At 71.6% G+C, this 24,145-nt stretch carries 25 protein-coding genes; 17 read left to right on the top strand and 8 right to left on the bottom strand.

The annotated features are described in order from the left end of the window. The first annotated feature begins 320 nt into the window (after positions 1-320). Positions 321-2,351, top strand: a complete 2,031-nt coding sequence (locus QFZ74_RS20165; protein WP_307622192.1) for a thioredoxin domain-containing protein — start codon at positions 321-323, stop codon at positions 2,349-2,351. Between the two features lie 431 nt (positions 2,352-2,782). On the opposite strand, the gene QFZ74_RS20170 is transcribed toward QFZ74_RS20165, so the two are convergent. Both QFZ74_RS20170 and QFZ74_RS20175 read right to left on the bottom strand, forming a co-directional pair. Beyond that, complete coding sequence (locus tag QFZ74_RS20170) at positions 2,783-3,514, bottom strand: Mut7-C RNAse domain-containing protein (RefSeq protein ID WP_307622193.1); 732 nt, start codon at positions 3,512-3,514, stop codon at positions 2,783-2,785. A gap of 126 nt (positions 3,515-3,640) precedes the next feature. Further along, the gene (locus QFZ74_RS20175; RefSeq protein ID WP_307622194.1) at positions 3,641-4,354 is read right to left on the bottom strand and encodes a hemolysin III family protein; all 714 of its coding nucleotides are present in this window, start codon (positions 4,352-4,354) and stop codon (positions 3,641-3,643) included. 347 nt (positions 4,355-4,701) lie between these two features. Between QFZ74_RS20175 and QFZ74_RS20180 the strand changes: the two genes are divergently transcribed. Then, entirely contained in the window at positions 4,702-6,525 is a 1,824-nt protein-coding gene (locus tag QFZ74_RS20180) for a phosphoenolpyruvate carboxykinase (GTP) (protein ID WP_307622195.1), read from the top strand. Between the two features lie 142 nt (positions 6,526-6,667). On the opposite strand, the gene QFZ74_RS20185 is transcribed toward QFZ74_RS20180, so the two are convergent. Together QFZ74_RS20185 and QFZ74_RS20190 are read right to left on the bottom strand one after the other, a co-directional pair. Continuing rightward, positions 6,668-7,093, bottom strand: a complete 426-nt coding sequence (locus QFZ74_RS20185) for a hypothetical protein (protein ID WP_307622196.1) — start codon at positions 7,091-7,093, stop codon at positions 6,668-6,670. Between the two features lie 87 nt (positions 7,094-7,180). Beyond that, entirely contained in the window at positions 7,181-8,392 is a 1,212-nt protein-coding gene (locus tag QFZ74_RS20190) for a pyridoxal phosphate-dependent aminotransferase (protein WP_307622197.1), read from the bottom strand. 128 nt (positions 8,393-8,520) lie between these two features. Here QFZ74_RS20190 and QFZ74_RS20195 point away from each other — a divergent pair, with 128 nt between their 5' ends. Next, the gene (locus QFZ74_RS20195; protein WP_307622198.1) at positions 8,521-9,228 is read left to right on the top strand and encodes a hypothetical protein; all 708 of its coding nucleotides are present in this window, start codon (positions 8,521-8,523) and stop codon (positions 9,226-9,228) included. A 150-nt stretch (positions 9,229-9,378) separates the two neighbouring features. Continuing rightward, positions 9,379-10,236 carry a serine protease gene (locus tag QFZ74_RS20200; protein ID WP_307622199.1) on the top strand — a complete coding sequence of 286 codons (858 nt, stop codon included), beginning with the start codon at positions 9,379-9,381 and terminating at the stop codon, positions 10,234-10,236. Between the two features lie 19 nt (positions 10,237-10,255). On the opposite strand, the gene QFZ74_RS20205 is transcribed toward QFZ74_RS20200, so the two are convergent. After that, positions 10,256-11,890: an amidohydrolase family protein gene (locus QFZ74_RS20205; protein WP_307622200.1), complete on the bottom strand. Its 1,635-nt coding sequence runs from the start codon at positions 11,888-11,890 to the stop codon at positions 10,256-10,258. A 118-nt stretch (positions 11,891-12,008) separates the two neighbouring features. Here QFZ74_RS20205 and QFZ74_RS20210 point away from each other — a divergent pair, with 118 nt between their 5' ends. Further along, complete coding sequence (locus tag QFZ74_RS20210; protein ID WP_307622201.1) at positions 12,009-12,578, top strand: hypothetical protein; 570 nt, start codon at positions 12,009-12,011, stop codon at positions 12,576-12,578. Here the strand turns inward: QFZ74_RS20210 and QFZ74_RS20215 are convergent. From QFZ74_RS20215 to QFZ74_RS20225, 3 genes are all read right to left on the bottom strand, one after another. Continuing rightward, positions 12,557-13,849, bottom strand: a complete 1,293-nt coding sequence (locus tag QFZ74_RS20215; protein WP_307622202.1) for a hypothetical protein — start codon at positions 13,847-13,849, stop codon at positions 12,557-12,559. The two genes, QFZ74_RS20210 and QFZ74_RS20215, sit on opposite strands and share 22 nt — an antisense overlap. 95 nt (positions 13,850-13,944) lie before the next feature. Continuing rightward, positions 13,945-14,460, bottom strand: coding sequence for a SigE family RNA polymerase sigma factor (locus tag QFZ74_RS20220; protein ID WP_307622203.1), 516 nt, complete (start codon positions 14,458-14,460; stop codon positions 13,945-13,947). Between the two features lie 214 nt (positions 14,461-14,674). After that, positions 14,675-14,815 carry a hypothetical protein gene (locus QFZ74_RS20225; RefSeq protein ID WP_307624332.1) on the bottom strand — a complete coding sequence of 47 codons (141 nt, stop codon included), beginning with the start codon at positions 14,813-14,815 and terminating at the stop codon, positions 14,675-14,677. Between QFZ74_RS20225 and QFZ74_RS20230 the strand changes: the two genes are divergently transcribed. From QFZ74_RS20230 to QFZ74_RS20285, 12 genes are all read left to right on the top strand, one after another. Continuing rightward, positions 14,784-15,611 (top strand): hypothetical protein, encoded by an 828-nt coding sequence (locus QFZ74_RS20230; protein ID WP_307624221.1) that lies wholly within the window; start codon positions 14,784-14,786, stop codon positions 15,609-15,611. The genes QFZ74_RS20225 and QFZ74_RS20230 overlap by 32 nt on opposite strands. 62 nt (positions 15,612-15,673) lie before the next feature. Then, the gene (cpaB, locus tag QFZ74_RS20235; RefSeq protein ID WP_307622204.1) at positions 15,674-16,375 is read left to right on the top strand and encodes a Flp pilus assembly protein CpaB; all 702 of its coding nucleotides are present in this window, start codon (positions 15,674-15,676) and stop codon (positions 16,373-16,375) included. A 12-nt stretch (positions 16,376-16,387) separates the two neighbouring features. After that, entirely contained in the window at positions 16,388-17,647 is a 1,260-nt protein-coding gene (locus QFZ74_RS20240) for a P-loop NTPase (protein ID WP_307622205.1), read from the top strand. Next, the gene (locus QFZ74_RS20245) at positions 17,644-18,024 is read left to right on the top strand and encodes a TadE/TadG family type IV pilus assembly protein (RefSeq protein ID WP_307622206.1); all 381 of its coding nucleotides are present in this window, start codon (positions 17,644-17,646) and stop codon (positions 18,022-18,024) included. Before QFZ74_RS20240 ends, QFZ74_RS20245 begins: the two co-directional genes overlap by 4 nt. A gap of 1 nt (position 18,025) precedes the next feature. Continuing rightward, positions 18,026-18,475 (top strand): TadE/TadG family type IV pilus assembly protein, encoded by a 450-nt coding sequence (locus QFZ74_RS20250; RefSeq protein WP_307622207.1) that lies wholly within the window; start codon positions 18,026-18,028, stop codon positions 18,473-18,475. Between the two features lie 24 nt (positions 18,476-18,499). Next, positions 18,500-19,837: a CpaF family protein gene (locus QFZ74_RS20255; protein WP_307622208.1), complete on the top strand. Its 1,338-nt coding sequence runs from the start codon at positions 18,500-18,502 to the stop codon at positions 19,835-19,837. Positions 19,838-19,849: 12 nt separating this feature from the next. Beyond that, entirely contained in the window at positions 19,850-20,794 is a 945-nt protein-coding gene (locus QFZ74_RS20260; protein WP_307622209.1) for a type II secretion system F family protein, read from the top strand. 22 nt (positions 20,795-20,816) lie between these two features. Further along, positions 20,817-21,704 carry a DUF5936 domain-containing protein gene (locus tag QFZ74_RS20265; RefSeq protein ID WP_307622210.1) on the top strand — a complete coding sequence of 296 codons (888 nt, stop codon included), beginning with the start codon at positions 20,817-20,819 and terminating at the stop codon, positions 21,702-21,704. Between the two features lie 294 nt (positions 21,705-21,998). After that, on the top strand, positions 21,999-22,196 hold the full coding sequence (locus QFZ74_RS20270) for a Flp family type IVb pilin (protein WP_307622211.1): 198 nt from the start codon (positions 21,999-22,001) through the stop codon (positions 22,194-22,196). Further along, on the top strand, positions 22,193-22,786 hold the full coding sequence (locus tag QFZ74_RS20275; protein WP_307624222.1) for a pilus assembly protein TadG-related protein: 594 nt from the start codon (positions 22,193-22,195) through the stop codon (positions 22,784-22,786). The genes QFZ74_RS20270 and QFZ74_RS20275 overlap by 4 nt, the downstream gene beginning before the upstream one ends. 34 nt (positions 22,787-22,820) lie before the next feature. Continuing rightward, positions 22,821-23,399 (top strand): hypothetical protein, encoded by a 579-nt coding sequence (locus QFZ74_RS20280; RefSeq protein ID WP_307622212.1) that lies wholly within the window; start codon positions 22,821-22,823, stop codon positions 23,397-23,399. 7 nt (positions 23,400-23,406) lie between these two features. Then, positions 23,407-24,027 carry an OmpA family protein gene (locus tag QFZ74_RS20285; RefSeq protein ID WP_373462417.1) on the top strand — a complete coding sequence of 207 codons (621 nt, stop codon included), beginning with the start codon at positions 23,407-23,409 and terminating at the stop codon, positions 24,025-24,027. Positions 24,028-24,145: the final 118 nt, after the last annotated feature.

Below are 24,145 nucleotides of genomic sequence, written 5' to 3' on the forward strand. Positions count from 1 at the left end.
GACACCGTGAGCACGGGCGGGGAGGCTGTACGTGCTCGTCGTCGATATCAGATGTCGTTCAGGTGGAACAGCAGCTGCAGCGTTGAGCTGCCCGTCATGCGGGGCGGTGTTGGCGCCGTGGGGACATGGCCGTCCGCGGGAGATACGGGGCGATCTGGCCTCGCGCGTGTTTCTGTGGCCTCGCCGTACGCGCTGCTCGTCCTCGCACATACTGCTCGCCCGTCCTTCGGGGCGGGCGGCAGCGCGAGAGGCTGCCGATCACGCCGGACACAGGGCGCACGCGTCCCCGGCGCGCCGCACGGGTGGGGCAGGATGGAGGTATGCCGAACCGCCTGGCTCATGAGACGTCCCCCTACCTCCTCCAGCACGCCGACAACCCGGTCGACTGGTGGCCCTGGTCGGACGAGGCCTTCGAGGAGGCGCGCCGGAGCAACAAGCCGGTCCTGCTGAGCGTGGGCTACTCCAGCTGTCACTGGTGCCATGTGATGGCGCACGAGTCCTTCGAGGACCAGGCCACCGCCGACTACCTCAACGAGCACTTCGTCAGCATCAAGGTCGACCGCGAGGAGCGGCCCGACGTGGACGCCGTCTACATGGAGGCGGTCCAGGCGGCCACGGGGCAGGGCGGCTGGCCCATGACCGTGTTCCTCACGCCGGAGGCCGAGCCGTTCTACTTCGGCACGTACTTCCCGCCGGCCGCCCACCACAACCTGCCGTCCTTCGGCCAGGTGCTGGAGGGCGTCCAGCACGCCTGGGCCGAGCGGCGCGACGAGGTCAGCGAGGTCGCCGGGAAGATCGTGCGGGACCTGGCCAGCCGCGAGATCGCCTTCCGGGCCGAGCAGGTCCCCGGCGAGGAGGAGCTGGCCCAGGCCCTCCTCGGCCTGACCCGGGAGTACGACGCGCAGCACGGCGGATTCGGCGGCGCGCCGAAGTTCCCGCCGTCCATGGTCCTGGAGTTCCTGCTCCGCCACCACGCGCGCACCGGCTCCGAGGGCGCGCTCCAGATGGCCCGGGACACCTGCGAGCGCATGGCGCGCGGCGGCATCTACGACCAGCTCGGCGGCGGCTTCGCCCGCTATTCCGTCGACCGCCACTGGGTCGTGCCGCACTTCGAGAAGATGCTGTACGACAACGCCCTGCTGTGCCGGGTCTACGCCCACCTGTGGCGGGCCACCGGCTCCGAGCTGGCGCGCCGCGTGGCCCTGGAGACCGCCGACTTCCTGGTCCGTGAACTGCGCACCTCCGAGGGCGGGTTCGCCTCCGCGCTCGACGCCGACAGCGACGACGGGACCGGCCGGCACGTCGAGGGCGCGTACTACGTCTGGACGCCGGAGCAGCTCACCGAGATCCTCGGCGCCGAGGACGCGCGGCTGGCCGCCCAGTACTTCGGGGTCACCGAGGAGGGCACCTTCGAGCACGGCGCGTCAGTCCTCCAACTCCCGCAGCAGGAAGGTGTGTTCGAGGCCGAGCGGATCGAGTCCATCAAGCGGCGGCTGCTGGAGGCGCGTGCCGCCCGGCCCGCGCCCGGCCGCGACGACAAGATCGTCGCCGCGTGGAACGGCCTCGCCATCGCCGCGCTCGCCGAGACCGGCGCGTACTTCGACCGCCCCGACCTGGTCGAGGCCGCGGTCGGCGCCGCCGATCTCCTCGTACGCCTGCACCTCGACGAACACGCCCACCTCTCGCGCACCAGCCGGGACGGCCAGGCCGGCGCCAACGCGGGCGTGCTGGAGGACTACGCCGACGTCGCCGAGGGCTTCCTCGCGCTCGCGTCCGTGACCGGCGAGGGGGTGTGGCTGGAGTTCGCCGGGCTGCTGCTCGACCAGGTGCTCACGCGCTTCGCCGACGCGGAGACCGGCGCGCTGTACGACACCGCCGCCGACGCCGAACAGCTCATCCGCCGGCCGCAGGACCCCACCGACAACGCCACCCCGTCCGGCTGGACCGCTGCCGCGGGCGCCCTGCTCGGCTACGCCGCGCACACCGGCTCGGCGGCCCACCGCACCGGGGCGGAACGGGCACTCGGCATCGTCAAGGCGCTCGCGCCGCAGGTCCCGCGGTTCATCGGCTGGGGTCTGGCCTCCGCCGAGGCGCTGCTCGACGGCCCGCGCGAGGTGGCGGTCGTCGGACCGCGCCTCGACGACGAGGGGACGCGGGCCCTGCACCGCACGGCACTTCTGGGCACCGCCCCCGGCGCGGTCGTCGCCGCGGGCGCCGAGGGCAGCGACGAGTTCCCTCTCCTCGCCGACCGCCCCCTGCTCAACGGCGAACCGACCGCGTACGTCTGCCACAACTTCACCTGCGACGCCCCGACGACGGACGCAAGCCGTCTCGGAACGGCGCTGAGCTGAGCCGAGCGGCGCCGGGGGATCGGTGGTGCGGAAGGGTTCGGCGAGCGCTCCGTGACTGTCCGGTGAGGTGGGTCGTGTCGGCGCGCGGCGCGGCGTCCTGTGCGTGCGGCTGCCCTGGGCGGGCGATGCCGCGTCTGTGGACGGTGCTGAGTGGCGCGGCGAGGGTGGGGACGGTCGCTGTGCGCCGGGCAGGCGGCGGGGATTCGGTGGTGCGGCTCCGGCGAGCGCTCCGCGGCGTGCCTGTGCGTGTGGCTGCTCGGTGCCGGACGATGCCCCGCTCCGGACGGCGCTGGGCTGAGCGACGCGAATCTCCGCGGCCGGCCCGTTCGTGCCACGCGTGCCACGGGGCGTAGGGCGAGTGTGCCGGGTGGGGCCTCCGTCGGTGCCTCGCAGGGCGCGGTGACGAGCAGGCCGTGGCCCGTGGCCTCGCGTCATGGGTGGGGGCTGAACTCCGTCAGGGCGCGTTCCACGATGGTCTCCAGTTGGTCGTGGTGCGCCCCCTTCCAGTAGGCGCGGCCGCACTGCGCGCACTGGGCGAAGACGTCGTACGAGCGCTGGGTGCCGCCCTTGAGGCGGTCCGCCACCTCCTCCTTGGTGGCCGGTCTCAGCAGGCCGTTGCAGGCGGTGCAGCGGCTCCAGGGGCGCAGTTCGGGGGTGAACCGGGCGAGGACGTCGCGGAGTTGGTCGTCGGGGCGGGTGCTGTAGACGTAGGCGCCCGCCCACAGCTCGCGGCGGCGCAGCAGGCCGCGGTCCCGGCTGAGCATGACCCGCCTCTCGGCCGCCGAGCGGGCGGAGAGCGCCGGGTCGCCGATGTCCGTGGACTCGTACGCCGTGTCGACGCCGAGCAGTCGCAGCCGGCGGGCGAGCGTGCCGAGGTGGACGTCGAGGAGGAAGCGGAGCGGGGCGCCGGGGACCCGCTGGGGCCGCTCGACGGCGCGTACGCGGACGGACTCGCCCGCGGCCGGGATGTGCGACACGGGCACCTCGCGGCCGTCCACGAGCAGTGCCCCGACCTCGGTCAGCGGCACGCCGAGGGACTCGACGGCATGGCCGAGCGTCGAGGCGCCGTCGGTCGCGAGCGCGGTGGCGCCGCGGCGCCGGGCGGGCGGGACGAACAGGCTCAGCTCGGCGTCGACTTCGACGAGGATCTCGGGACCGTCCACCCGGTCAGGATGCCATGGGAGGGCGGCGTCGGCTCAGGGGTTTTCCGTCGCCCCGGTCGCGGTGCACGGGCCGTGACCGGGTGTCGGCGTGGAGTGACGTAGGGGGGTACCTGAGCGGCGGGGCCGCTACCCATGCTGGTAGGCCACCAGCGAGATGCCGACGTAGTGGACGACGAAGGCGGCCAGGGTGAAGGAGTGGAACACCTCGTGGAAGCCGAACCAGCGCGGGGAGGGGTTGGGGCGCTTCATGCCGTAGACCACGCCGCCCATGCTGTAGAGGACGCCGCCCACGATCACCAGGACCAGCACGGCGATGCCGCCCGCGCGCATGAAGTCCGGCAGGAAGAAGACGGCCGCCCAGCCCATGGCGATGTAGCAGGGGGTGTAGAGCCAGCGCGGGGCGCCGACCCAGAAGACGCGGAAGATTATGCCCGCGGCCGCGGCGGCCCAGATGCCCCACAGCAGCCACTTCCCCTTGGCGCCGGGCAGGAGCAGCAGGGTCAGCGGCGTGTAGGTGCCCGCGATGATCAGGAAGATGTTGGCGTGGTCGAGCCTGCGCAGGACGCCGTCCATGCGGGGGCTCCAGTTGCCCCGGTGGTACAGCGCGCTCACGCCGAAGAGCAGGCACGCGGTCAGGGCATAGATCCCGCACGCCACCCGCCCTCGGGCGGAGTCGGCGAGGGCGGTGAGCACCAGGCCCGCGACGAGGACGGTCGGGAACATGCCGAGATGCAGCCAGCCACGGAGCTTGGGCTTGACGGGGTGCGGCAGGGAGAGCGCGACGGAACGGCGGTCGGCGGCCGGCGTGTCCGTGGGCGCGTCGGATGCGGACGCAGTCATGCGCCGCATCGTACCTACGTCACCGTAAGTTGCGGGTCAACGGGGGGCGGTGACGGAATGCCAGAAATGGGGCGCGATCGTCCGCCGTGTCGCCGTCAGGCAAAAGGGCTTCCAGGTGAACGCTATACGTACGCAAAGAATCACGGCGAGTCGCCGTAATCGTGGCCTTCCTCACGCTGCTCACCTGTGCGGTCCTCTGGACAGATGGGCGCAGGCGTCGGATGATCAAATGAGTGCGGTCGACACCGGATGAGCGGCTACGCGGATACGCGGCTACGAAGCATCCGGGTCGTAGCCCCCACGGGGCCAAGGGACACAATCCGTCGATCCATCGATTAGGAGCGATCGTGGCGCGCGACATCGCGGCTCCCCCCGTCATCCCCACCGACCATCAGGAACTGATCTCGTGGGTCAACGAGATCGCCGAACTGACGCAGCCGGACCGGGTGGTCTGGTGTGACGGGTCCGAGGCCGAGTACGAGCGGCTGTGCGAGGAACTGGTCGCCAGGGGCACCTTCAAGAAGCTGGACCCGGTCAAGCGCCCCCACTCCTACTACGCCGCCTCCGACCCGACCGATGTCGCGCGTGTCGAGGACCGGACCTTCATCTGCTCCGAGAAGGAGGAGGACGCCGGTCCCACCAACCACTGGATGGATCCCGCCGAGATGCGCGAGATCTTCACCGGTGAGCAGGGCGTCTTCCGCGGCTCGATGCGCGGTCGCACCATGTACGTCGTCCCGTTCTGCATGGGCCCGCTGGGCTCGAAACTCTCCGCGATCGGTGTGGAGATCACCGACTCCGCGTACGTCGCCGCCTCGATGCGCACGATGACGCGCATGGGGCAGCCCGTCCTGGACGAGCTCGGCTCCGACGGCTTCTTCGTCAAGGCCGTTCACACGGTCGGCGCCCCGCTGGCCGAGGGCGAGGAGGACGTCCCCTGGCCCTGCAACTCGACCAAGTACATCTCGCACTTCCCGGAAAGCCGCGAGATCTGGTCGTACGGCTCCGGCTACGGCGGCAACGCCCTGCTCGGCAAGAAGTGCTACGCGCTGCGTATCGCCTCCGTCATGGCGCGTGACGAGGGCTGGCTCGCCGAGCACATGCTGGTCCTGAAGCTCACCCCGCCCACCGGCGAGCCGAAGTACGTCGCCGCCGCCTTCCCGAGCGCGTGCGGCAAGACCAACCTCGCCATGCTGGAGCCCACCGTCTCCGGCTGGACCGTGGAGACGATCGGCGACGACATCGCGTGGATGCGGTTCGGCGAGGACGGCCGGCTCTACGCGATCAACCCCGAGGCGGGCTTCTTCGGGGTCGCGCCCGGCACCGGTGAGCACACCAACGCCAACGCGATGAAGACGCTGTGGGGCAACGCGGTCTTCACCAACGTCGCGCTCACCGACGACGGCGACGTGTGGTGGGAGGGCATGACGGAGGAGCAGCCGGCCCACCTCACGGACTGGAAGGGCAACGACTGGACGCCCGCGTCCGGGACCCCGGCCGCGCACCCCAACGCCCGCTTCACCGTGCCGGCTTCGCAGTGCCCGATCATCGCGCCGGAGTGGGAGGACCCGAAGGGCGTGCCGATCTCGGCGATCCTCTTCGGCGGACGCCGGGCCACGGCCGTCCCCCTGGTGACGGAGTCCTTCGACTGGAACCACGGCGTGTTCCTCGGCGCCAACGTGGCCAGCGAGAAGACCGCGGCCGCCGAGGGCAAGGTCGGCGAGCTGCGCCGCGACCCCTTCGCGATGCTGCCCTTCTGCGGCTACAACATGGGCGACTACATGGCCCACTGGATCGAGGTGGCCAAGGACAAGGACCAGTCCAAGCTGCCGAAGATCTACTACGTCAACTGGTTCCGCAAGAACGACGAGGGCAAGTTCGTCTGGCCCGGCTTCGGCGAGAACAGCCGCGTCCTGAAGTGGATCGTGGAGCGCCTGGACGGCAAGGCCGAGGGCGTCGAGACCCCCATCGGCATCCTCCCGGCCAAGGCGGCCCTGGACACCGAGGGCCTCGAACTGTCCGACGCCGACCTGGACTTCCTCCTCACGGTCGACCAGGACGTCTGGCGCGAGGAGGCCGCCCTCGTCCCCGAGCACCTCAACACCTTCGGCGACCACACCCCGAAGGAACTCTGGGACGAGTACCGGGCCCTGGTGCGCCGCCTGGGCTGACCCCGGCCCCGCCACGAACAACACAAGACCCCACGGCCGGTCGGGATGCCCTGACCAGTGATCGTCACGCCCGGCCGTGGCACTCGTCGGACCCCCGCACAACGGCGTGCGGGGGTCCGGTTGTTGAGCGGCGGCAGCGTCGTCAGCGGCCCGCGCCCACCTGCGTCGGTCCGGCCAGGGTGGCCGCGTGGGCGTCCATGCGCTGGGCGGAGAGGATCGCGGCCGCCGTGTCGGCGCGGGAGGCGGCGACGACCAGGGCGCGGCCGGCGAGCGCGTGCGCCCGCTGGTGCAGGGCCGCCGTGCGGGGGCCGGGGCCGGGGCCGGTGCCGGACGCGCGGACCGGCGGGTGCCCGGAGCGCAGCCGGGTCACCTGCTCGGCGAGGTGTGCGGCCGCCGCGTCCAGCTCGGGGGACGGATCCAGCGCGCGCAGCTCGTCCGTGACCTGGAGGAGGGCGGCGAGGTGGCCCGCGAGCTGGATGTCCAGCTCCTCCTCGCGCGAGCGGTGGGGGAAGTCCGAGGCACGGGCCATCGTGCGGTGGACCGACTTGCCGCGGATCGGTTCGTACATGGGATGGCCTCCTGTGCTCTGACAGGAAGCCATCCTAGCTTGGATTTCGTCTAAAGTTGAGCCCTGTCGCGGAACGTGGTCCGGCCGCTACGGCTGGCTGTAACCGTCCAGAAAGGCGCCGATGCGGGTGACCGCGTCGCGCAGGTCGTCGACCGTCGGCAGGGTCACCACGCGGAAGTGGTCGGGCTCCGGCCAGTTGAAGCCCGTGCCCTGGACGACCATGATCTTCTCCTGGCGCAGCAGGTCGAGCACCATCCGCCGGTCGTCCTTGACCTTGAAGACCTTCGGGTCCAGGCGCGGGAAGAGGTACAGCGCGCCCTTCGGCCGGACGCATGTCACGCCCGGGATCTGCGTGAGCAGTTCATGGGCGACGTCCATCTGCTCCTTCAGCCGCCCGCCCGGCAGCACCAGGTCCTGGATCGACTGGCGTCCGCTCAGCGCGGCCACGACGCCGTGCTGGCCCGGCATGTTCGCGCACAGGCGCATGTTCGCCAGGACCGTCAGGCCCTCGAGGTAGGAGTCGGCGTGGGAGCGCGGACCGGAGACCGACATCCAGCCGACCCGGTAACCGGCCACCCGGTACGCCTTCGACATGCCGTTGAAGGTGAGGGTGAGCAGGTCGGGGGCGACCTTGGCGGTCGGGGTGTGCGTGGCGCCGTCGTAGAGGATCTTGTCGTAGATCTCGTCCGAGCAGACCAGCAGGTTGTGGCGGCGGGCGATGTCCGTCAGGCCGCGCAGGACCGCCTCGTCGTACACCGCGCCCGTGGGGTTGTTCGGGTTGATGATGACGAGCGCCTTGGTGCGGTCGGTGATCTTCCGCTCGATGTCGGCGAGGTCGGGCATCCAGTCGGACTGCTCGTCGCAGCGGTAGTGCACGGCCGTGCCGCCGGCCAGGGAGACGGCCGCGGTCCACAGCGGGTAGTCCGGCGCCGGTACGAGGACCTCGTCGCCGTCGTCCAGCAGGCCCTGCATCGCCATGACGATCAGCTCGGAGACGCCGTTGCCGATGAAGACGTGCTCGACGTCCGTCTCGATGCCGAGGGTCTGGTTGTGCATCACGACCGCCCGGCGCGCGGCCAGCAGCCCCTTGGCGTCGCCGTAGCCGTGCGCCGTCGACACGTTGCGGAGGATGTCCTCCAGGATCTCCGGCGGGCACTCGAAGCCGAAGGCCGCCGGATTGCCGGTGTTCAGCTTGAGGATGCGGTGGCCGGCCGCCTCCAGCCGCATCGCCTCCTCGAGCACCGGGCCGCGGATCTCGTAACAGACATTGGCGAGCTTGGTCGACTGGATCACCTGCATAGGCGTGAGCTTAGGGCCAGGTCGTACCCGCTGGGCCGTGTTTTCCACCACGTGGACGACAGCGCACTTTGGGGTGGTATCGCCCACGACTGTTTCACGGGTCCCTCACGTCCCTACAATTCCCGGTCATGTCCATGCACCCTCAGCATCGGGACGGGGCGTCCGAAGAGCCCCAGGGGTCACCGAACGTCTACCTCCCGCAGGCCGTACCGGCTCCGGCGTACGAGGAGTACACCGACCCGGCGGCCGCGCACGGCTGGCAGAACGCCTACGACGCGACGGCGGAGCTGTCGTCCGTGCCGCACGACGACACGGCCCCCCTGCCGGTCGCCGAGCCGGCCGGGCCGGGGCGCGCCGCCGAGCGCCGCGCCCGGCGGCAGGCTCCGGCTCGCTCGCGCCGGATCGCGGTGACCGCCGGTGCCGTGGGTGTTGTGTCCCTCGCCGCCGTGATCGCCGGGTTCGCCCTCCCGGGCTCCTCGTCCGACGCGCCGCAGGGCAAGGGGAAGGGTGCGGACTCCGGGACGAGCGCCGAGGTCTCCGCCGAGCCGACGGCCCCGGAGTCGTCCGGCGCCACCTCCGCCCCCGGTTCGTCCACGGGCGGGCTGCCGGCTCCCACGGCTCCGGCGAGTACCGCATCCGGGGGGAGCGCCTCGGCGACGGCGACGACGGCCAAGGAGGACCGCTCGTCAGGAGCGAGCGGCGCGCCCTCGGCCGCGCCCTCCGCGGCCCCCACCAGCGCCGCTCCTTCGGCCACCACCACGGCCAGTGTCCCGGCCCCCAGCGACTCCGGCTTCACCACGGGTCGGGGGAGGGGGAACGGCAGGCATCCCAAGTAGCGGCTTCGAATGGTGAGTTGAGCGTGCGGCCCGATCCGAAGGGGCCGTATACGCCTTCTTGCCCGCGCCCCTCGCGCGCTTCAGAATGCGCATGACAAGACGGCGGCCGGAAGATCTCCGGTCGCTCACGTCCGCAGAGGGGACCCCCACGTGAACAAGCCTCTCCTTGCCGCACTCGCCGCCCTGGTGGTCACCGGGGCGGGTGCCGCTCCCGCGGCCGCCGCGACGGCCACCGACAGCAGCGCCCCCGCCAGAGCCGCCGCTCCTTCCCTGAAGGCGGTCAACTTCGCCGGTACGGTCTCGCTCAGCAACTGCTCCGGCTCCGTCATCCGCTTCCCCAACTCCGTGGACAGCGACCCCGCGTTGGTGATGACCAACGGCCACTGCCTGGAGACCGGCTTCCCGCAGCCCGGCCAGGTCATCGTCAACCAGCCGTCCAGCCGCAGCTTCGGACTGCTCAACGCCTCGGCCACCCGGGTCGGGACGCTGCGCGCCAGCAAGGTCGTCTACTCGACGATGACCGACACCGACGTCACGCTCTACCAACTCACCACCACCTACGCGCAGATCAAGAGCACGTACGGCATCAACGCCCTCACCCTCAACGACACGCACCCGGTCGCCGGCACCGCCATCACGGTCGTCTCCGGCTACTGGAAGCAGACCTACAGCTGCAACGTCGACGGCTTCGTCTACCGGCTGAAGGAGGGCGGCTGGACCTGGAAGGACTCCGTCCGCTACACCGACGCCTGCCACACCATCGGCGGCACCTCCGGCTCGCCCGTCGTCGACAACGCCACCGGCAAGGTCGTCGCCGTCAACAACACCGGCAACGAGGACGGCCAGTCCTGCACGGTGAACAACCCCTGCGAGGTCGACGAGAGCGGCAACGTGACCGTCCGCCAGGGCATCAACTACGCCGAGGAGACCTACCAGATCCCGGCCTGCTTCGGAGCCGGCAACAAGCTCGACCTCGCCGCCAGCGGCTGCGTGCTGCCCAAGCCGTAGGGGCGCGCGGGGCGGGTGGTCACGCGCCCAGGACGGGAGTCCGGCGCACTGCCCGCCCCGCCATTACGTCCGTGCGGCGCCCGTCCTCGATGACGAACCGGCCGTCGATCAGGACGTACGGGATGCCCGTCGGAAGCGTGCGCGGGTGCTCGAAGGAGGCGCCCGCCGCGACCGTGGCCGGGTCGAAGAGGACCAGGTCGGCGCGGTACCCCTCGCGGACCAGCCCGCGGTCCGGCAGCCGCAGCCGGGCCGCCGGACGCGAGGTGAGGTGCGCGACGCACTCCTCCAGCGACAGCACCCCCAACTCCCGTACGTAACGGCCGAGATAGTGCGGGAAGGTGCCGTACGCCCGCGGGTGGGGCTTCGCGCCCTGGAGGATGCCGTCGGAGCCGCCGGTGTGGACGCGGTGGCGCATGATCTCCCGCACGTTCTCCTCGTGGCCCACGTGCTGGAGGATCGTCGGGCCGAGCCGGTCCTCGACCAGCAGACGGCGGGCGGTCGTCCACGCGCTCTCGCCGCGCAGCTCCGCCGACTCCTGGACCGTCCGGCCCACGTACGGAGCGAGCCCGGGATCGCCCACCCCCGAGATCTCGATCGTGTCCCACGCGACGGGCACGCCGTGGCAGCCGTCGGCGCCGGTGACCTCCAGGTCGTGCCGGATCCGCTCCGCGGTCCCCTCGTCGGCCAGGCGCCGCAGGATCTCCTTCGGCCCGCCCTCGCCCGCCCAGCTCGGTAGCAGCGCGGCCAGCGTCGTGCTGCCGGGCGTGTACGGATAGGCGTCGAGGCTGATGTCGGCGCCGGCGGCGAGCGCGTCGTCCAGCAGCGCCAGCAGCTCGCCCGCCCGGCCCTTGTTCGGGCCGAAGTTCAGAGTGGCGTGGGCCAGATGCAGCGGGCAGCCCGACTCCCGGGCCAGCCGCACCATCGCGGCGTACGCCTCCAGCGCGCCCGCGCCGTACGAGCGGTGGTGCGGGCAGTAGTAGCCGCCGTACGCGGCCACCACCCGGCACAGCTCGGTGAGTTCGGCGTCCGAGGCGTACATGCCGGGCGTGTAGGTGAGCCCGGACGACAGGCCGACCGCACCCTGCTCCAGGCCCTCGGCGACCAACTGGCGCATCCGGTCCAGTTCTTCGGGCGTGGCCGGATGGTCCTCCCAGCCGACGGCCAGCGCGCGCACCGTGCCCTGCGGGATCAGATAGGCGGCGTTCACCGCGATGCCGCGCCCCCCGAAGCCGTGGTCCAGCCGGTCCAGGTACGCGCCGACCGAGCGCCAGTCGAGGTCGAGGTCGTCGCCGTGACCGTTCCACCCGGCGATCGCGCGGCGCACCTCGCCGAGCGTGCGGTCGTCGACGGGGGCGTACGACAGCCCGTCCTGGCCGAGCACCTCCAGCGTCACGCCCTGCGCGACCTTGGCGCTGTGGTCGGGGTCGCGCAGCAGGGCCAGATCGGAGTGGGCGTGCATGTCGACGAAGCCGGGGGAGAGGACCAGCCCCTCGGCGTCCAGTTCGCGGCGGGCCCGCGGGCGCTGGCAGCCGGCCGCCGCGGCCTCCTTGACGATGGCGACGATCCTGCCGCCGCCGACGACCACGTCGGCCCGGTAGGAGGGCTCCCCGCTGCCGTCCACGACGTCCACGTCCCGGAAGACCACCTCGTCCACACCGCACCTCCCGCGTCCAGCCTCCCACGACGGTCCCACGACGGGACGAATCCGGGTGAACACGGGCCGTGGGAAGGCTGGTTGGTCCGCGCACAGGATCTTCGTCCATACTTCCCGCGTGGAGCAGCGCATAGGATCGAGCAGCCAGCCCCTGGAAGGCGCCGGATTCGACCCGGCTTTCATCCCCGGGCTCACCTCACCCGCGTCCGCCGAGCCGGAGAAGCCCCCGGTGCCCCAGGCGCCGGACACGGCGGCGGTCGAGGACGCGGCGCCCGCGAAGCCCGCCGCCGGCACGGACGACGCCGACGGGCCCGAACCGGAGTCCGAGGCGGAGGGCGAGAAGGCGGCGGACGACGACGAGGAGAGCGCGGAGACCGCGAGGAGCACCGAGGACGACGCGGCCCCGGGCCCCGTCTTCGAGGCCGCCGACCGCCGCGCCCGGATCGTGGCCGACCGCGACGGCGTACGCCTCAGCCTCGACGAGGAGTCCTGCGAGTTCCGCTGGGACGAGATCGGCGCGGTCGAGACGGAGAGCGCCCGCTTCGGCAAGCGGTTCACCGTCACGGTGCACACCCCCGACCGCCGCTGGTACCCGATCGAGATCGAGGCGGCGGCCAGGAGCAGCTTCGCCGAGTGGGAGACCCGGCTCGACGAGGTGCTGGACGCCTACTTCGAGGAAGCGGGCTGAGCCTTACCGCTCCTGAACCACCTCGGGTCCAGAGCGATGGCCTCCAGCTGCTTCATGGTGAGCGCGGGGGTCGCGCGGGTCGCCGCGGTGTGCTGGGTGCCGGAGTTGAAGGCGCTGATCACCACGCGGCGGCCGTCGGTGCGCAGGGTGTCGACGGTCCACCACACGATGCCCTTCACGCCCTTCTCGCCGGGGCGCCGGTGCCAGGCGACCAGGGTGCCGTCGGACAGCTTCTTCGCCTTGGCGTCGAAGAGCTCCTTCGCGTCGTCTGACATGTCCCGCTGCACGTTGACCTGGACCAGGCTCGTGCCCTTGCCGTCGTCGAGGACGACATAACCGAACTCGGGATCCGTCGCGCTGCCCTTGGTGGCGACCTTCGGGCCCTTGGGCAGAAGCCTGGTGAGCGTCGACGTCACCGAGCCGCCCGGGACGAGCCCCTGCGCCGGCCGCGGGTCCCGCTGCGGCGCGTTCGGATCCGCCGGGATGGCGTCGGCGGCGTCCCGCCATGCCCGCGCACTCACCAGTGACCTCAACTGCTTCGGGGAGAGCGGCGGCGTGTCACGGCTGATGGGCGCGTCCTTCTCGGCGGCGGCGTTCCACTCCATGGCGGTGACGTGCTGCCCCTTGGGCGTCACCAGCTCGGCGGTCCACAGCTTCGTGTCGACGCGGCGGTCGGGGAACTCGTACCCCTTCACGATCATCAGCGCCGACCCGTCGGCGAGCTTCTCCGTGAGGCAGGCGTCGTAGGGGATGAAGGTCTTGTCGGGGCACGTGGTGGTCTCGGTGGTCTCCCTGCTGCCGGGCTCGACCCGGTTCACGGAGACGGAGACGGCCGCCTTCCCCTTGCCGTCGTCGTACACGACCTGGGCGTACGGCACCTGCGGCTCTTCTTCGCTGCCGCGCCCCTCCTCGCCGCTGAACTCGCCTTCGGGGAGCAGCTTCTTGAGGGTCCCGATGACCTCGTCGGCGGTCACCGGCCGGGCGCCGGCCGCACCGGGGGGAGCCCAGCCCCGGGCCGGCGCGTCCGCGGCCACGGAGCGCTGCGCTCCGCCCTGATGCTGGAGGACGGGCAGGGCGAACGTCCCGCCGAGCCCCACGAGGGCGACCGCGGCCGCTCCTGTCACGACGGCGGCCCGGCGCCGGCGCAGGGTCCGGCCCCGCTCCTCACCGCGGGCGGCGAGGCCGAGCCGGTGGCTATCGAAGGTGCCGCCGACCTGGTGGAGGGCCGAGATGATCCGGTCCTCGAACGGGTCGTGCTCTTCAACGGACATGGCGAAACCGCCGTTTCTGCGAGTCGGTCAGTGGGCGAGGTGCGGGTGGTCCCGGCCGGTCAGGGGCGGGATGCGGGTGCTGGCACGGGCGCGGGTCAGGTGGGCGCGTACTCACTGAGCGCGTCGCCGAGCAGGCCGCGCAGCCGGGCGAGCGCGCGGACGCAGCGGGTGCGCACGGCCGCCGAGCTGGTGTCCATCGCCGCGGCCGTCTCCTCGATGCTGCGGTCCTCCCAGTACCGCAGGACGATCACCGCCCGGTCCTTGGCCTGCAGTTGTCCGAGCGCCTGAAGGAGCGTGAGCCGCAGCGGGGCGTCGGCCGAGGTGTCGGAGCCGGGCAGGTCGGGGAGGACGTCGGTGGCGCGTTCCCTGCGGCTGCTGTGGCGCCGCTGATGGGCGAGGAAGGTACGAGTGAGGACGGTCTGGGCGTATCCGGCGGGGTTGTCCGCGCGGGAGACCCTGCCCCAGTGCAGGTACACGCGGCCGAGGGTCTCCTGGACGAGGTCCTCCGCGAGGTGGGTGTCACCGCCGGTCAGCAGGCAGGCCGACCGGTACAGATGCCCGGCGCGCGTGGAGGCGAACTCCGGATAGCCGTCGCCGCGCCGTTGTCTCATGCGTGCCTCGTTTCGCGATGTGCGTGGTGGCCGGCCGCCCCTGCGCCCCGCCCTCACCCCTTTGATGCCGCGGACCCCCGGAAATGTTTCACCCAGGTCCGGGAGGGGATCCAACCTGCCCCGGTTTGACGGCTGTTGTGCGTAAAACAGTTCCCTGTGGGCTGCGCGAACGCTGTTCTCCGGCCACAGGGGCGTGGATACAGTGCTGAGGTAGTCACGCGGTGAAGTCGTCCCGGCGCACGGGAGTGGTGCCGGTGGGCCGGCGGGGGTCGAGGAGCGGGGAGCTGCGCGTGCCAACTGCCATTGCCGTGACCAGCGCCGACATGGCGTTGCCGGCGCAGGACCGACGGACCATGCCTGCCGTCGTGCTGAACGATCTCGACCACCAGCCGCTCGAACACGCGCTGACCCGGCTCCACACGCTGATCGAGCAGCACGGCCATCTGATCGTGGTGTGCTCCACAGCCGTCCCGGTGGCCGTGACCCGGCGGCTGCACACCCTCCGCTCGCTGCTGGAGAGCGACCGCATCGCCCTGTTCCAGCCGGACCTCCCGCCGCTCGGAGTCGCCGTCCTGGCCCGGCAGTTGCGCCAGCTCGCCTCCTGCGACCTCGGCCCCGGCGTGCTCGCCTGCGCGGGCCGGCTGCTCACCCACTACATCCACGCCGGCGCCGTCCTCGGCTCGGTCGCCCGGCTGGACCGCGTCCCCGTCGGCCTCAAGGCGCACGCCCGGTCCTGGGTGCCCGGCAGCCAGTTCGCGGTGGCCGCCCACCCCCAACCGCAGCTCGTGCGCGTGGGGCCCGAAGCCACCCTGGACGGACCGGAGTTCGGCACCTGGATGCTGGTCGCCAAGGGTCAGCTGCCGTCGGACTGGGCCGGCTCGCTGGCCAAGTCCTGGAACGTGCACGGCCTGCGCGAGACCCCGCTGCCGGCCGAGTCGCCGCAGTGGTGGGGGACCGGCCGGATGGTGGAGTTCTGCGCCCATCTCGCCGACCTCTCGGTCCTCTACCAGCTGGTGACCTCGGTGCGGAAGGGCGCCTGCCACTGGTGCGGCATGGACGTCATCGGCGACCGCTGCGTCTTCTGCTCCGCCACCCCGCCCGTCTACGAACCACCTGCCCCACTGGCCCTGGAGCAACGCACGCCCGCCTGACCCACCGCCACAGCCACTGCCCGTCCCGTCCGACCGACACCCCCCATGAGGTTGCAGGGTTCATGAACTCCCGTCAGCGCCGCGGCGTGATACTCCTCGTCCTGTCGGTTCTCTGCGCGCTCGGCGCGTTCGCCGGCGTGCTCTCCGTCATCGACGACGTGAAGTCCGAGGTCGGCCCCGAGGTCACCGCGTACCGGGTCGGCTCCGACGACGTGGCGCCGTACCAGAAGCTGGACGCGGGCCAGTTCGAGCGGGTCCGGATGCCCCGGCGCTGGCTGTCGCCCAACGCGGTCACCGACCTGCGGCAGATCCAGGGCAAGATCGCCGTGACCACCCTGCGCAAGGGCTCCCTGCTCCAGACCGACATGATCGTGGCCCGGCCCGCGCTCCAGGCCGGCCAGCAGGAGGTCGCGATCATGATCGACGCGGCCACCGGGGTGGCGGGGAAGATCACCCCCGGTGCGCGGGTCAACGTCTACGCCACCTTCGAGGGCCGGCGGCAGGGCGACCCCGACCAGTCCCGGATCATCGTGACGAACGCCCGGGTCATCGACGTCGGCAAGCCCACCCAGGAGTCGGACAACCGTACGCAGCGGCCCACCGACGTCGCCCCGATCACCTTCGCGCTGTCCACCGTCGACGCCCAGCGCCTCACGTACGCCGAGTCGTTCGCCCAGCGGGTGCGGCTCGCCCTCGTGGCGCCCGGCAGCGAGACCGCCGTCCCGGACAAGGACCGCACCTACGAACTCGCCACGGACAAGTGAGAGGCGGCCCGCATGCCCACCAGAATCCTCGCGGCCGCCTCGGACCCGGACGCCGTACGCTCCCTCACGACGCTGCTCAGCCAGCTCCCGGACGCCGAACCGCTCGTCCCCGTGAGCGACTCCACCCAGCTGATCGACACCCTCGCCCGGCTCGCCGCCGAGTCCACGGACGAGCTGCCCGAGGTCGTCGTCGTCCACGAGGGCATCGGCCCCGTCCCCGCGCTGGAGCTGATCCGCGAGATCGCCCTGCGCTTCCCGGCCGCGGGCGTCATCCTCGTCACCTCCGACCCCGGCCCCGCCCTCTTCGCGGCTGCCATGGACTCCGGCGCCCGCGGCCTGGTCGCCCTGCCGCTCGGCTACGAGGAACTGGCCAACCGCGTCCAGGCCGTGGCCCAGTGGTCCGTCGGCGTACGCCGGCACCTCGGCCACGGCCCCGAGGCGCTCGCCGGGAGCGGCGGCACCGTCGTCACGGTCAGCGGAGCCAAGGGAGGCGTCGGCGCCACCCTCACCGCCATCCAGATCGCCCTCGCCGCCCAGGCCTCCGGCCGCGCCACCGCCCTGGTCGACCTGGACCTCCAGACCGGCGACATCGCCTCCTTCCTGGACGTGCAGTACCGCCGCTCGGTCGCCGACCTCGCCGCCATCACCGACCTCTCCCCGCGCGTCCTCGCCGACGCCGTCTTCCGTCACGACACCGGGCTCGCCCTGCTCCTCGCCCCCGGCGAGGGCGAACGCGGCGAGGAGGTCACCGACCACGCCACCCGCCAGATCCTCGGCGTCCTGCGCTCCCGCTACGAGGTCGTGGTCGTCGACTGCGGCGCCCAGCTCACCGGCGCGAGCGCGGTCGCGGTCGAACTGGCCGACACCGCGCTGCTGCTGACCACCCCCGACGTGGTCGCCGTCCGCGCCGCCAAGCGCACCGTCCGGATGTGGGACCGGCTCCAGATCCGCAAGGCCGAGGAGACCACGTCCGTCGTCAACCGCCTCGGCCGCGGTACGGACATCCAGCCGTCCCTCGTCCAGCGCATCACCGGCACCGCCCTGGCCCGCACCGCCATTCCCGCCCACTTCAAGGAACTCCAGGCCGTCGTGGACGCGGGCCGGGTGCACGAGCTGGACGGCAAGAGCACCGTGCGGCAGGCGATGTGGGCGCTCGCCGCCGAACTCGGTCTGGTCCAGCCGCCCGAGGCGGGCCGGCGGGGCCACGGCGGCCGGCCGCGCGGCGACCGGGGGGCGGTGAGCCTCAGGTGGCGCAAGGACACGGGCGGATGAGGCGGCCCGGAAGGGACGCGGGCCAGGTCAGCGTCGAGTTCCTCGGCATGACCCCGCTGATCCTGATCACGCTGGTGGTGGTGTGGCAGTGCGTGCTCGTGGGGTACACCTTCACCCTCGCCGGGAACGCTGCCGACGAGGCCGTGCGCGCGGGGACGGCGGCGTCGCCGGGGGAGCGGCAGGGCGCGTGCAGACAGGCGGGACTGCGGAACCTGCCGGGGGCCTGGCGGGGGGACGCGGCGGTGGACTGCACCACGGGCGGCGGCTATGTGCGCGCCGAGGTCGGCCTCAAGGTGCCCGTCCTCTTCCCGGGCGCGCTCGCCTTCCCGTTCACCGTACGGGGCCATGCGGGCGCCGTGGAGGAGGCGAGGGACTGAGATGCCGTACGGACGCGAGCGGAAGGCGTACGGGCGCAAGCGGAAGCGGTACGAGCGCGGGCGGAAGGCGTACGGGCGCGGGCGGAAGGCGTACGGACGCGGTCGCCGCAGCCGGGCCGACGCCGGGCAGGTCGCCATCGAGTACCTCGGGTTCGTGCCGATCCTGATCCTCCTCGCCCTGGCCGGGGTGCAGATCGGGCTGATCGCGTACGCCGGGCAGCAGGCGGGCACGGCGGCCCGGGCCGGGGCGCGCGCCGCCTCCCTCGGGGACAGCTCCGAGACGGCGTGCGGACAGGCGGTCAGCGGCTGGCTCGCCGGCGGGACGGGATGCCCGTCGGCGTACTCCGGCAAGGAGGTCACCGTCACCGCCACCGTCGCCATCCCGTCGGTCGTCCCCGGCTGGGACTTCGGTGGCGCCCGCAAGTCCGCCACCATGCCGCTCGACCACTGACCCGACCGAGGAGCAGCCGAACCCATGAGCCTGCGCTCACGCATCAACTCCCCCGAGGAGCAGGGCAGCCGGGGCGAGGACGGTCACCTGGTCGCCTCGTACCGGGCCAAGCTCCTGGAGGAGATCGACCTCGCGGAGATGAGCACGCTCGCCGCGACCGAACGCCGGGTGCGCCTGGAGCGGGTGCTCGGGCACATCATCAGCCGCGAGGGCCCGGTCCTGTCGACGGCCGAACGCGCCCAGCTGATCCGCCGGGTGGTCGACGAGGCACTCGGCCTCGGCATCCTCGAACCGCTCCTGGAGGACGCGTCCATCACCGAGATCATGGTGAACGGACCGGACGCGATCTTCGTCGAACGCGGCGGCCGCGTCGAGCAGTTGCCGCTGCGCTTCGCCTCCGCCGAGCAGCTGATGCAGACCATCGAGCGGATCGTCTCGACGGTCAACCGCCGGGTCGACGAGTCCAATCCGATGGTCGACGCCCGCCTGCCCTCCGGCGAGCGCGTCAACGTCATCATCCCGCCGCTGTCCCTCTCCGGGCCCATCCTCACCATCCGCCGCTTCCCACGCTCCTTCACCCTCCACGAGCTGATCGGCTTCGGCTCGCTCGACGAGCACATGGTGTTCCTGCTCGCGGCCCTGGTGCAGGCGAAGTTCAACATCATCGTCTCGGGCGCCACCGGCACCGGCAAGACGACCCTGCTCAACGCCCTGTCCGGGCTGATCCCGGCGCACGAGCGCATCATCACCATCGAGGACTCCGCCGAACTCCAGCTCCAGCAGCAGCACGTCGTCCGCCTGGAGTCCCGGCCGCCGAACGTCGAGGGCAAGGGCCAGATCACCATCCGCGACCTGGTCCGCAACTCGCTGCGCATGCGTCCCGACCGCATCGTCGTCGGCGAGGTCCGCGGCGGCGAGTCCCTGGACATGCTCCAGGCCATGTCGACGGGCCACGACGGCTCGCTGGCCACCGTGCACGCCAACAGCGCCGAGGACGCCCTCACCCGGCTCCAGACCCTCGCGTCCATGTCCGACGTCGAGGTCCCCTTCGTCGCCCTGCACGACCAGATCAACAGCGCCGTCGACGTCCTCGTCCAGCTCACCCGCTTCGCCGACGGCGCCCGCCGCATCACCGAGATCGCCCTGCTCGACAGCCACGGCGGCGAGCCCTACCGGCTGGCGACGGTGGCCCGCTTCCACGCCCGGCCCATGAGCCCCGACGGCCGGATCCACGGCACCTTCGAGCACTTCCCCCTGCCGCGCCGCACCGCCGACCGCCTCCACATGGCGAGCCAGTCCCTGCCGCAGGCCTTCGGCGTCGCCCGGAGCGCGGACCAGCTCGCCACCCGAGAAGCCAGGTAGGCAGGAAACTTCATGGAACTCAAGCCCCTCATCACGCTCACCACCGGCGTCGCCCTGCTGACCTGCGTCCTGGCCGTGGCCGGCCTCCACACCTACGCCGCGGGCCGCGCCCAGCGTGCCGCCCTCGTCGACCGCCTCACCCGCGCCGGCGAGGTCCCCGTCACCGGCCGGCGGCGCCACTTCAGCGACCTCGACCGCCGGCTGCGCCGCACCCGGTTCGGCCGACACCTCGAACTCCGCCTGGCAGCCACGGGCTTGGACATCACCCCGGGCGAGTTCACCGCCGGTATGCTCGCCGTCGTCGCCGCCCTGTGGCTCATCGGCCAGGCCGCCCTCGCCCCCTTCTTCGGCCCCCTCGCCGGACTCCTCGGTATCTGGGCCGCCTTCCAGTTCCTCAACTGGCGGCGGGACAAGCGCATCGAGCGGTTCATCAACCAACTTCCCGAACTGGCCCGCATCCTGGCCAACGCCACCCACGCCGGACTCGCCCTGCGCACGGCGATCGGCATGGCGGCGGAGGAGCTGGAAGCCCCGGCGGGCGAGGAACTGGCCAAGGTCGCCGACCAGTTGGCCATCGGCCACTCCATGGACGACGCCCTCGGTGAACTGGCCGAGCGCCTCCCCTCACGCGAACTGGTCGTCCTGGTCACCACCCTGGTCCTGTCCCACAAGGCGGGCGGCCAGGTCGTCGGCGCGCTGCGCAACCTCACCGAGACCCTGGAGGAGCGCAAGGAGACCCGGCGCGAGATCCGAACCCAGCTCTCCCAGGTGACGATGACCTCGTACGCCGTCCCCGTCATGGGCGTCGGCGCCCTCTTCCTCATGGACGGCGTCAAGCAGGGCGCCCTGGAACGCATGACGGGCTCGGCCATCGGCCAGGCCTGCGTGATCACCGCGTTCGCGCTGTACGTGGTCGGCTTCGTCCTCATCCGCCGGCTGAGCCGGATCGACGTCTGAGAAGCGGGAAGGGAGCCGACTGATGGCACTGCTGCTGGCACTCCTCATGGGCCTCGCCGTCTGGGGCGTCTTCGCGGGCATCCGCATGTACCGGTCGGAGACCAAGCTGCCCTCCGACCTGGCGCTGGCCCTGGAGGTCGGCGCCACCCGCACGGGCGCGGTGGACTCGCTGATCGACCGCATGGGCATGCGCTGGGCCCCCGCCGTCCTGCGCCTCATGGGCCCCCAGCGGGTGGCGAGGTACCGCCGCAGGATCGACCTCGCCGGGAACCCCGGCGGCCTGACCATCGACCGCTACGCCGCACGCCGGGCGGTGTACGGCGCGCTCGGCGGCGTCGGCTGCCTGGTGATGCTGCTGCGGGGCGACTACTTCGTCGCGCTGCTCCTGCTCGCCTTCGGCGCGTTCTGGACCGAGGTCGGCATCTGGTCGGCCGTCCGCATCCGCAAGGACGTCATCGAGCGGACCCTGCCCGACTTCCTGGACGTACTCGCGGTCGTGGTCAGCGCCGGCCTCGGCTTCCGCCAGGCCCTGGACCGCGTCGCCGACCGCTACGAGGGCCCGTGGGCCGACGAACTGCGCATCACCCTGCGCCAGATGGACCTCGGCATGAGCCGCCGCGAGGCCTTCGCTGAGCTGAGGCGGAGGAACGACTCCGAGCAAGTGGCCATGTTCGTCTCGGCGTTGCAGCAGGGCGAGGAACTGGGCGCGCCGATCGTCGACACGCTCGTCTCCCTCGCCAAGGACATGCGCCGCACCGACGCCCAGAACGCCCGCCGAAAGGCCGCCCGCGCGGTGCCCAAGGCCACGCTGATGATCACCACGTTCATGGTCCCGGCGACGATGCTCCTGCTCGCCGCGGGCCTGCTGCTCGGCTCCGGGGTGGACTTCGGCACGATCACGGGGAAGTAGGGGGTTTGGTGTGTGTGCAGCTGCACAGCAGAGTCCTCAACTTCCCTTTGTTCATGGCGTATTGCGTGACCGAGTCTTTCGCAACTGCAATCGCGTGTGGGACAGTTCGTTGAGGTCGCGGAGGGGAAGGAAGTCAGGTCCAGAGGTGGCGTGAAATAACCCGTTGGGGGAGGTTGGACGTGGCTCGAGAGCCAGCACCCTTTGGGAGACAGGGTATTGCTGCATACGTTGGACTCGCTGACAGCCGCGCCGGCAAGGTGCAGGCTGGACGTGTGACCCACGGAGGGGGACAGGATGAGCAACTGGATCAACACCACCGTCGCGTACCTGCAGGCCCGCGTCGCCCGCAACGACAAGGGGCAGACCGCTGTGGAGTACCTGGGCATCATCGCGGTGGTGGTGGCGATCGTGCTGGCGATCACGGGGACGAGCATCGGGCAGACGATTTTCGATGCCATCACGTCCAAGATCGCAGAGGTCACCGGCATCTGACACGCCCCCGTACACACCGCGACGCAGGGCAGGCCTTCCCCATCTACATCACGGTGGTGGCGGGTCTGCTCTTTCTCGCGTTCGCCTATCTCGCGGTCGGCCAGGCGGCGGTCAACCGGAACGGCGCCCAGACCGCCGCGGACGCGGCCGCGCTGGCGGCGGCCCAGAAAACCCGTGACCAACTCGCGGGCGCCTGGGTCGAGGACGTCCTCGACCCCACCAAGTGGCGGGACATCTTCGAGGGCCATGGGGGTCTCGACTCGTGCTGGCGCGCCGACGAGTTGGCCGCCCGGAACGATGCCGCGGTGACCAACTGTGCCTGGGACGGCGTCCTCCGCTACACGGTCGACGTCCGGACGAACAAGCCGGTCGGGAACTCCATCGTCCCCGGTACGGAGAGCATCAGGTCGAAGGCGTCCGCCACGGCCGTGATCGAGCCGCTGTGCACCTTCGAGGACCCGGGCGAGGACGCCGGTGACGACGTACTGCCCCAGCTCAACTGCAAGGACAGGGACTGGGATCTGGATCCGCACGACCCCGAGGACCTGCCCGGACCCGAGGACCTCTTCGACGTCCACCTGGCCGACTGACAAGCGAACGACGAGCAAAGAAGGAAGCAGAGCCATGAGCATGCGGTTCACTGGCAAGGCCGGCAGGGGGATGGTCGCGCTGACCGTGGTGGCCGGTCTGGCCCTGGGTGCGGCCGGCTGCGGTGGTGGCGACGACGAGAAGCCCGCCGGTTCGGCGTCCGCTTCCCCCGCCGACGACGGCTCCGACCCGAAGGCCCAGGAGGGGCAGTCGGACGAGCCCTTGGCGGAGCTGAAGGGCTCGGACGGCCTGTTGCTGCGGATCACCTCCGCCCAGCGTGACTCCGGTGGCTTCGTCACGGTGAACGGCACGCTGATGAACGAGGGGGCGAAGGGCCTCGTCATCCCGTCCGCTCTGAGCGGCAACGAGACGGAGATCATCAGGAACGGCAAGTCCCTGGGCGGGGCCACGCTGATCGACCCGCACGGCAAGAAGCGGTACTACGTCCTGCGCGACACGGAGGGCCGTCCACTCACGACCACGGGTTTCTCGACGCTCAAGGCCGGTGACGACCTCGCCGTCTTCATGCAGTTCCCGGCGCCCCCGGCGAGCACGAGCGAACTGGACTTCCAGCTACCGACATTCGCGGCCGCCACCATCAAGATCTCCGGGTGAGGCCCCAGTGACCACCACACCCCGCCTCCCCCTCGCCGCCGCCACCGCGGCCGCCCTCCTGTTCGCCACGGCGACGGTCGCCCACGCCGACGACGACCCCGCCGTCCCGCCGGGCACCGAGGCCTCGCCCTCCGCCCCGGTGAAGGTCGACCCCACCGACCCTGATCTGAAGCTCCCGGAGGGGGCCACCCTCGCCGAGGCCAAGGTGCTGGACATCAAGTCGGTCGTCGAGGAGCAGAGCGGGGACGAGCGCCGTGAGGACACCAACGCCGACGTGAAGTTCGCGCTGCAGGCCGAGGTGCTGTTCGGCAAGGACAGCGCCAAGCTGAGCGGCGAGGCCAAGGCGCGGATCGAGACGATCGCGGAGGAGATCAAGAAGCAGAACGCGACCCGGATCCGTGTCTTCGGCTTCACGGACAACCTGGGTTCCTCGGCCCACGGCGACGTCCTGTCCAAGCGGCGGGCGAACGCCGTGCAGGCGGTCCTGGACCAGGATCTGAACGATCCGGACGTCACGTTCGAGGTGCGGGGCTACGGCGAGCAGTACCCGATCGCGGACAACTCCTCCGAGGCGGGCCGGAAGAAGAACCGAAGGGTGGAGGTCTCCTTCCCGCGCTCGGACGGCTGAGGACGTCGCGAACAGCCGGCCGGCGCACCCGGGTTCCGGGGACCGCGGTTCCGGGATGTCACGGACGGCGGCGCTGTCCCGTCGTACGAGGCGCAGGCATCTCTCGACCAAGGAGCGA

This window comes from Streptomyces sp. V3I7 (assembly GCF_030817495.1).
Classification (GTDB): domain Bacteria; phylum Actinomycetota; class Actinomycetes; order Streptomycetales; family Streptomycetaceae; genus Streptomyces.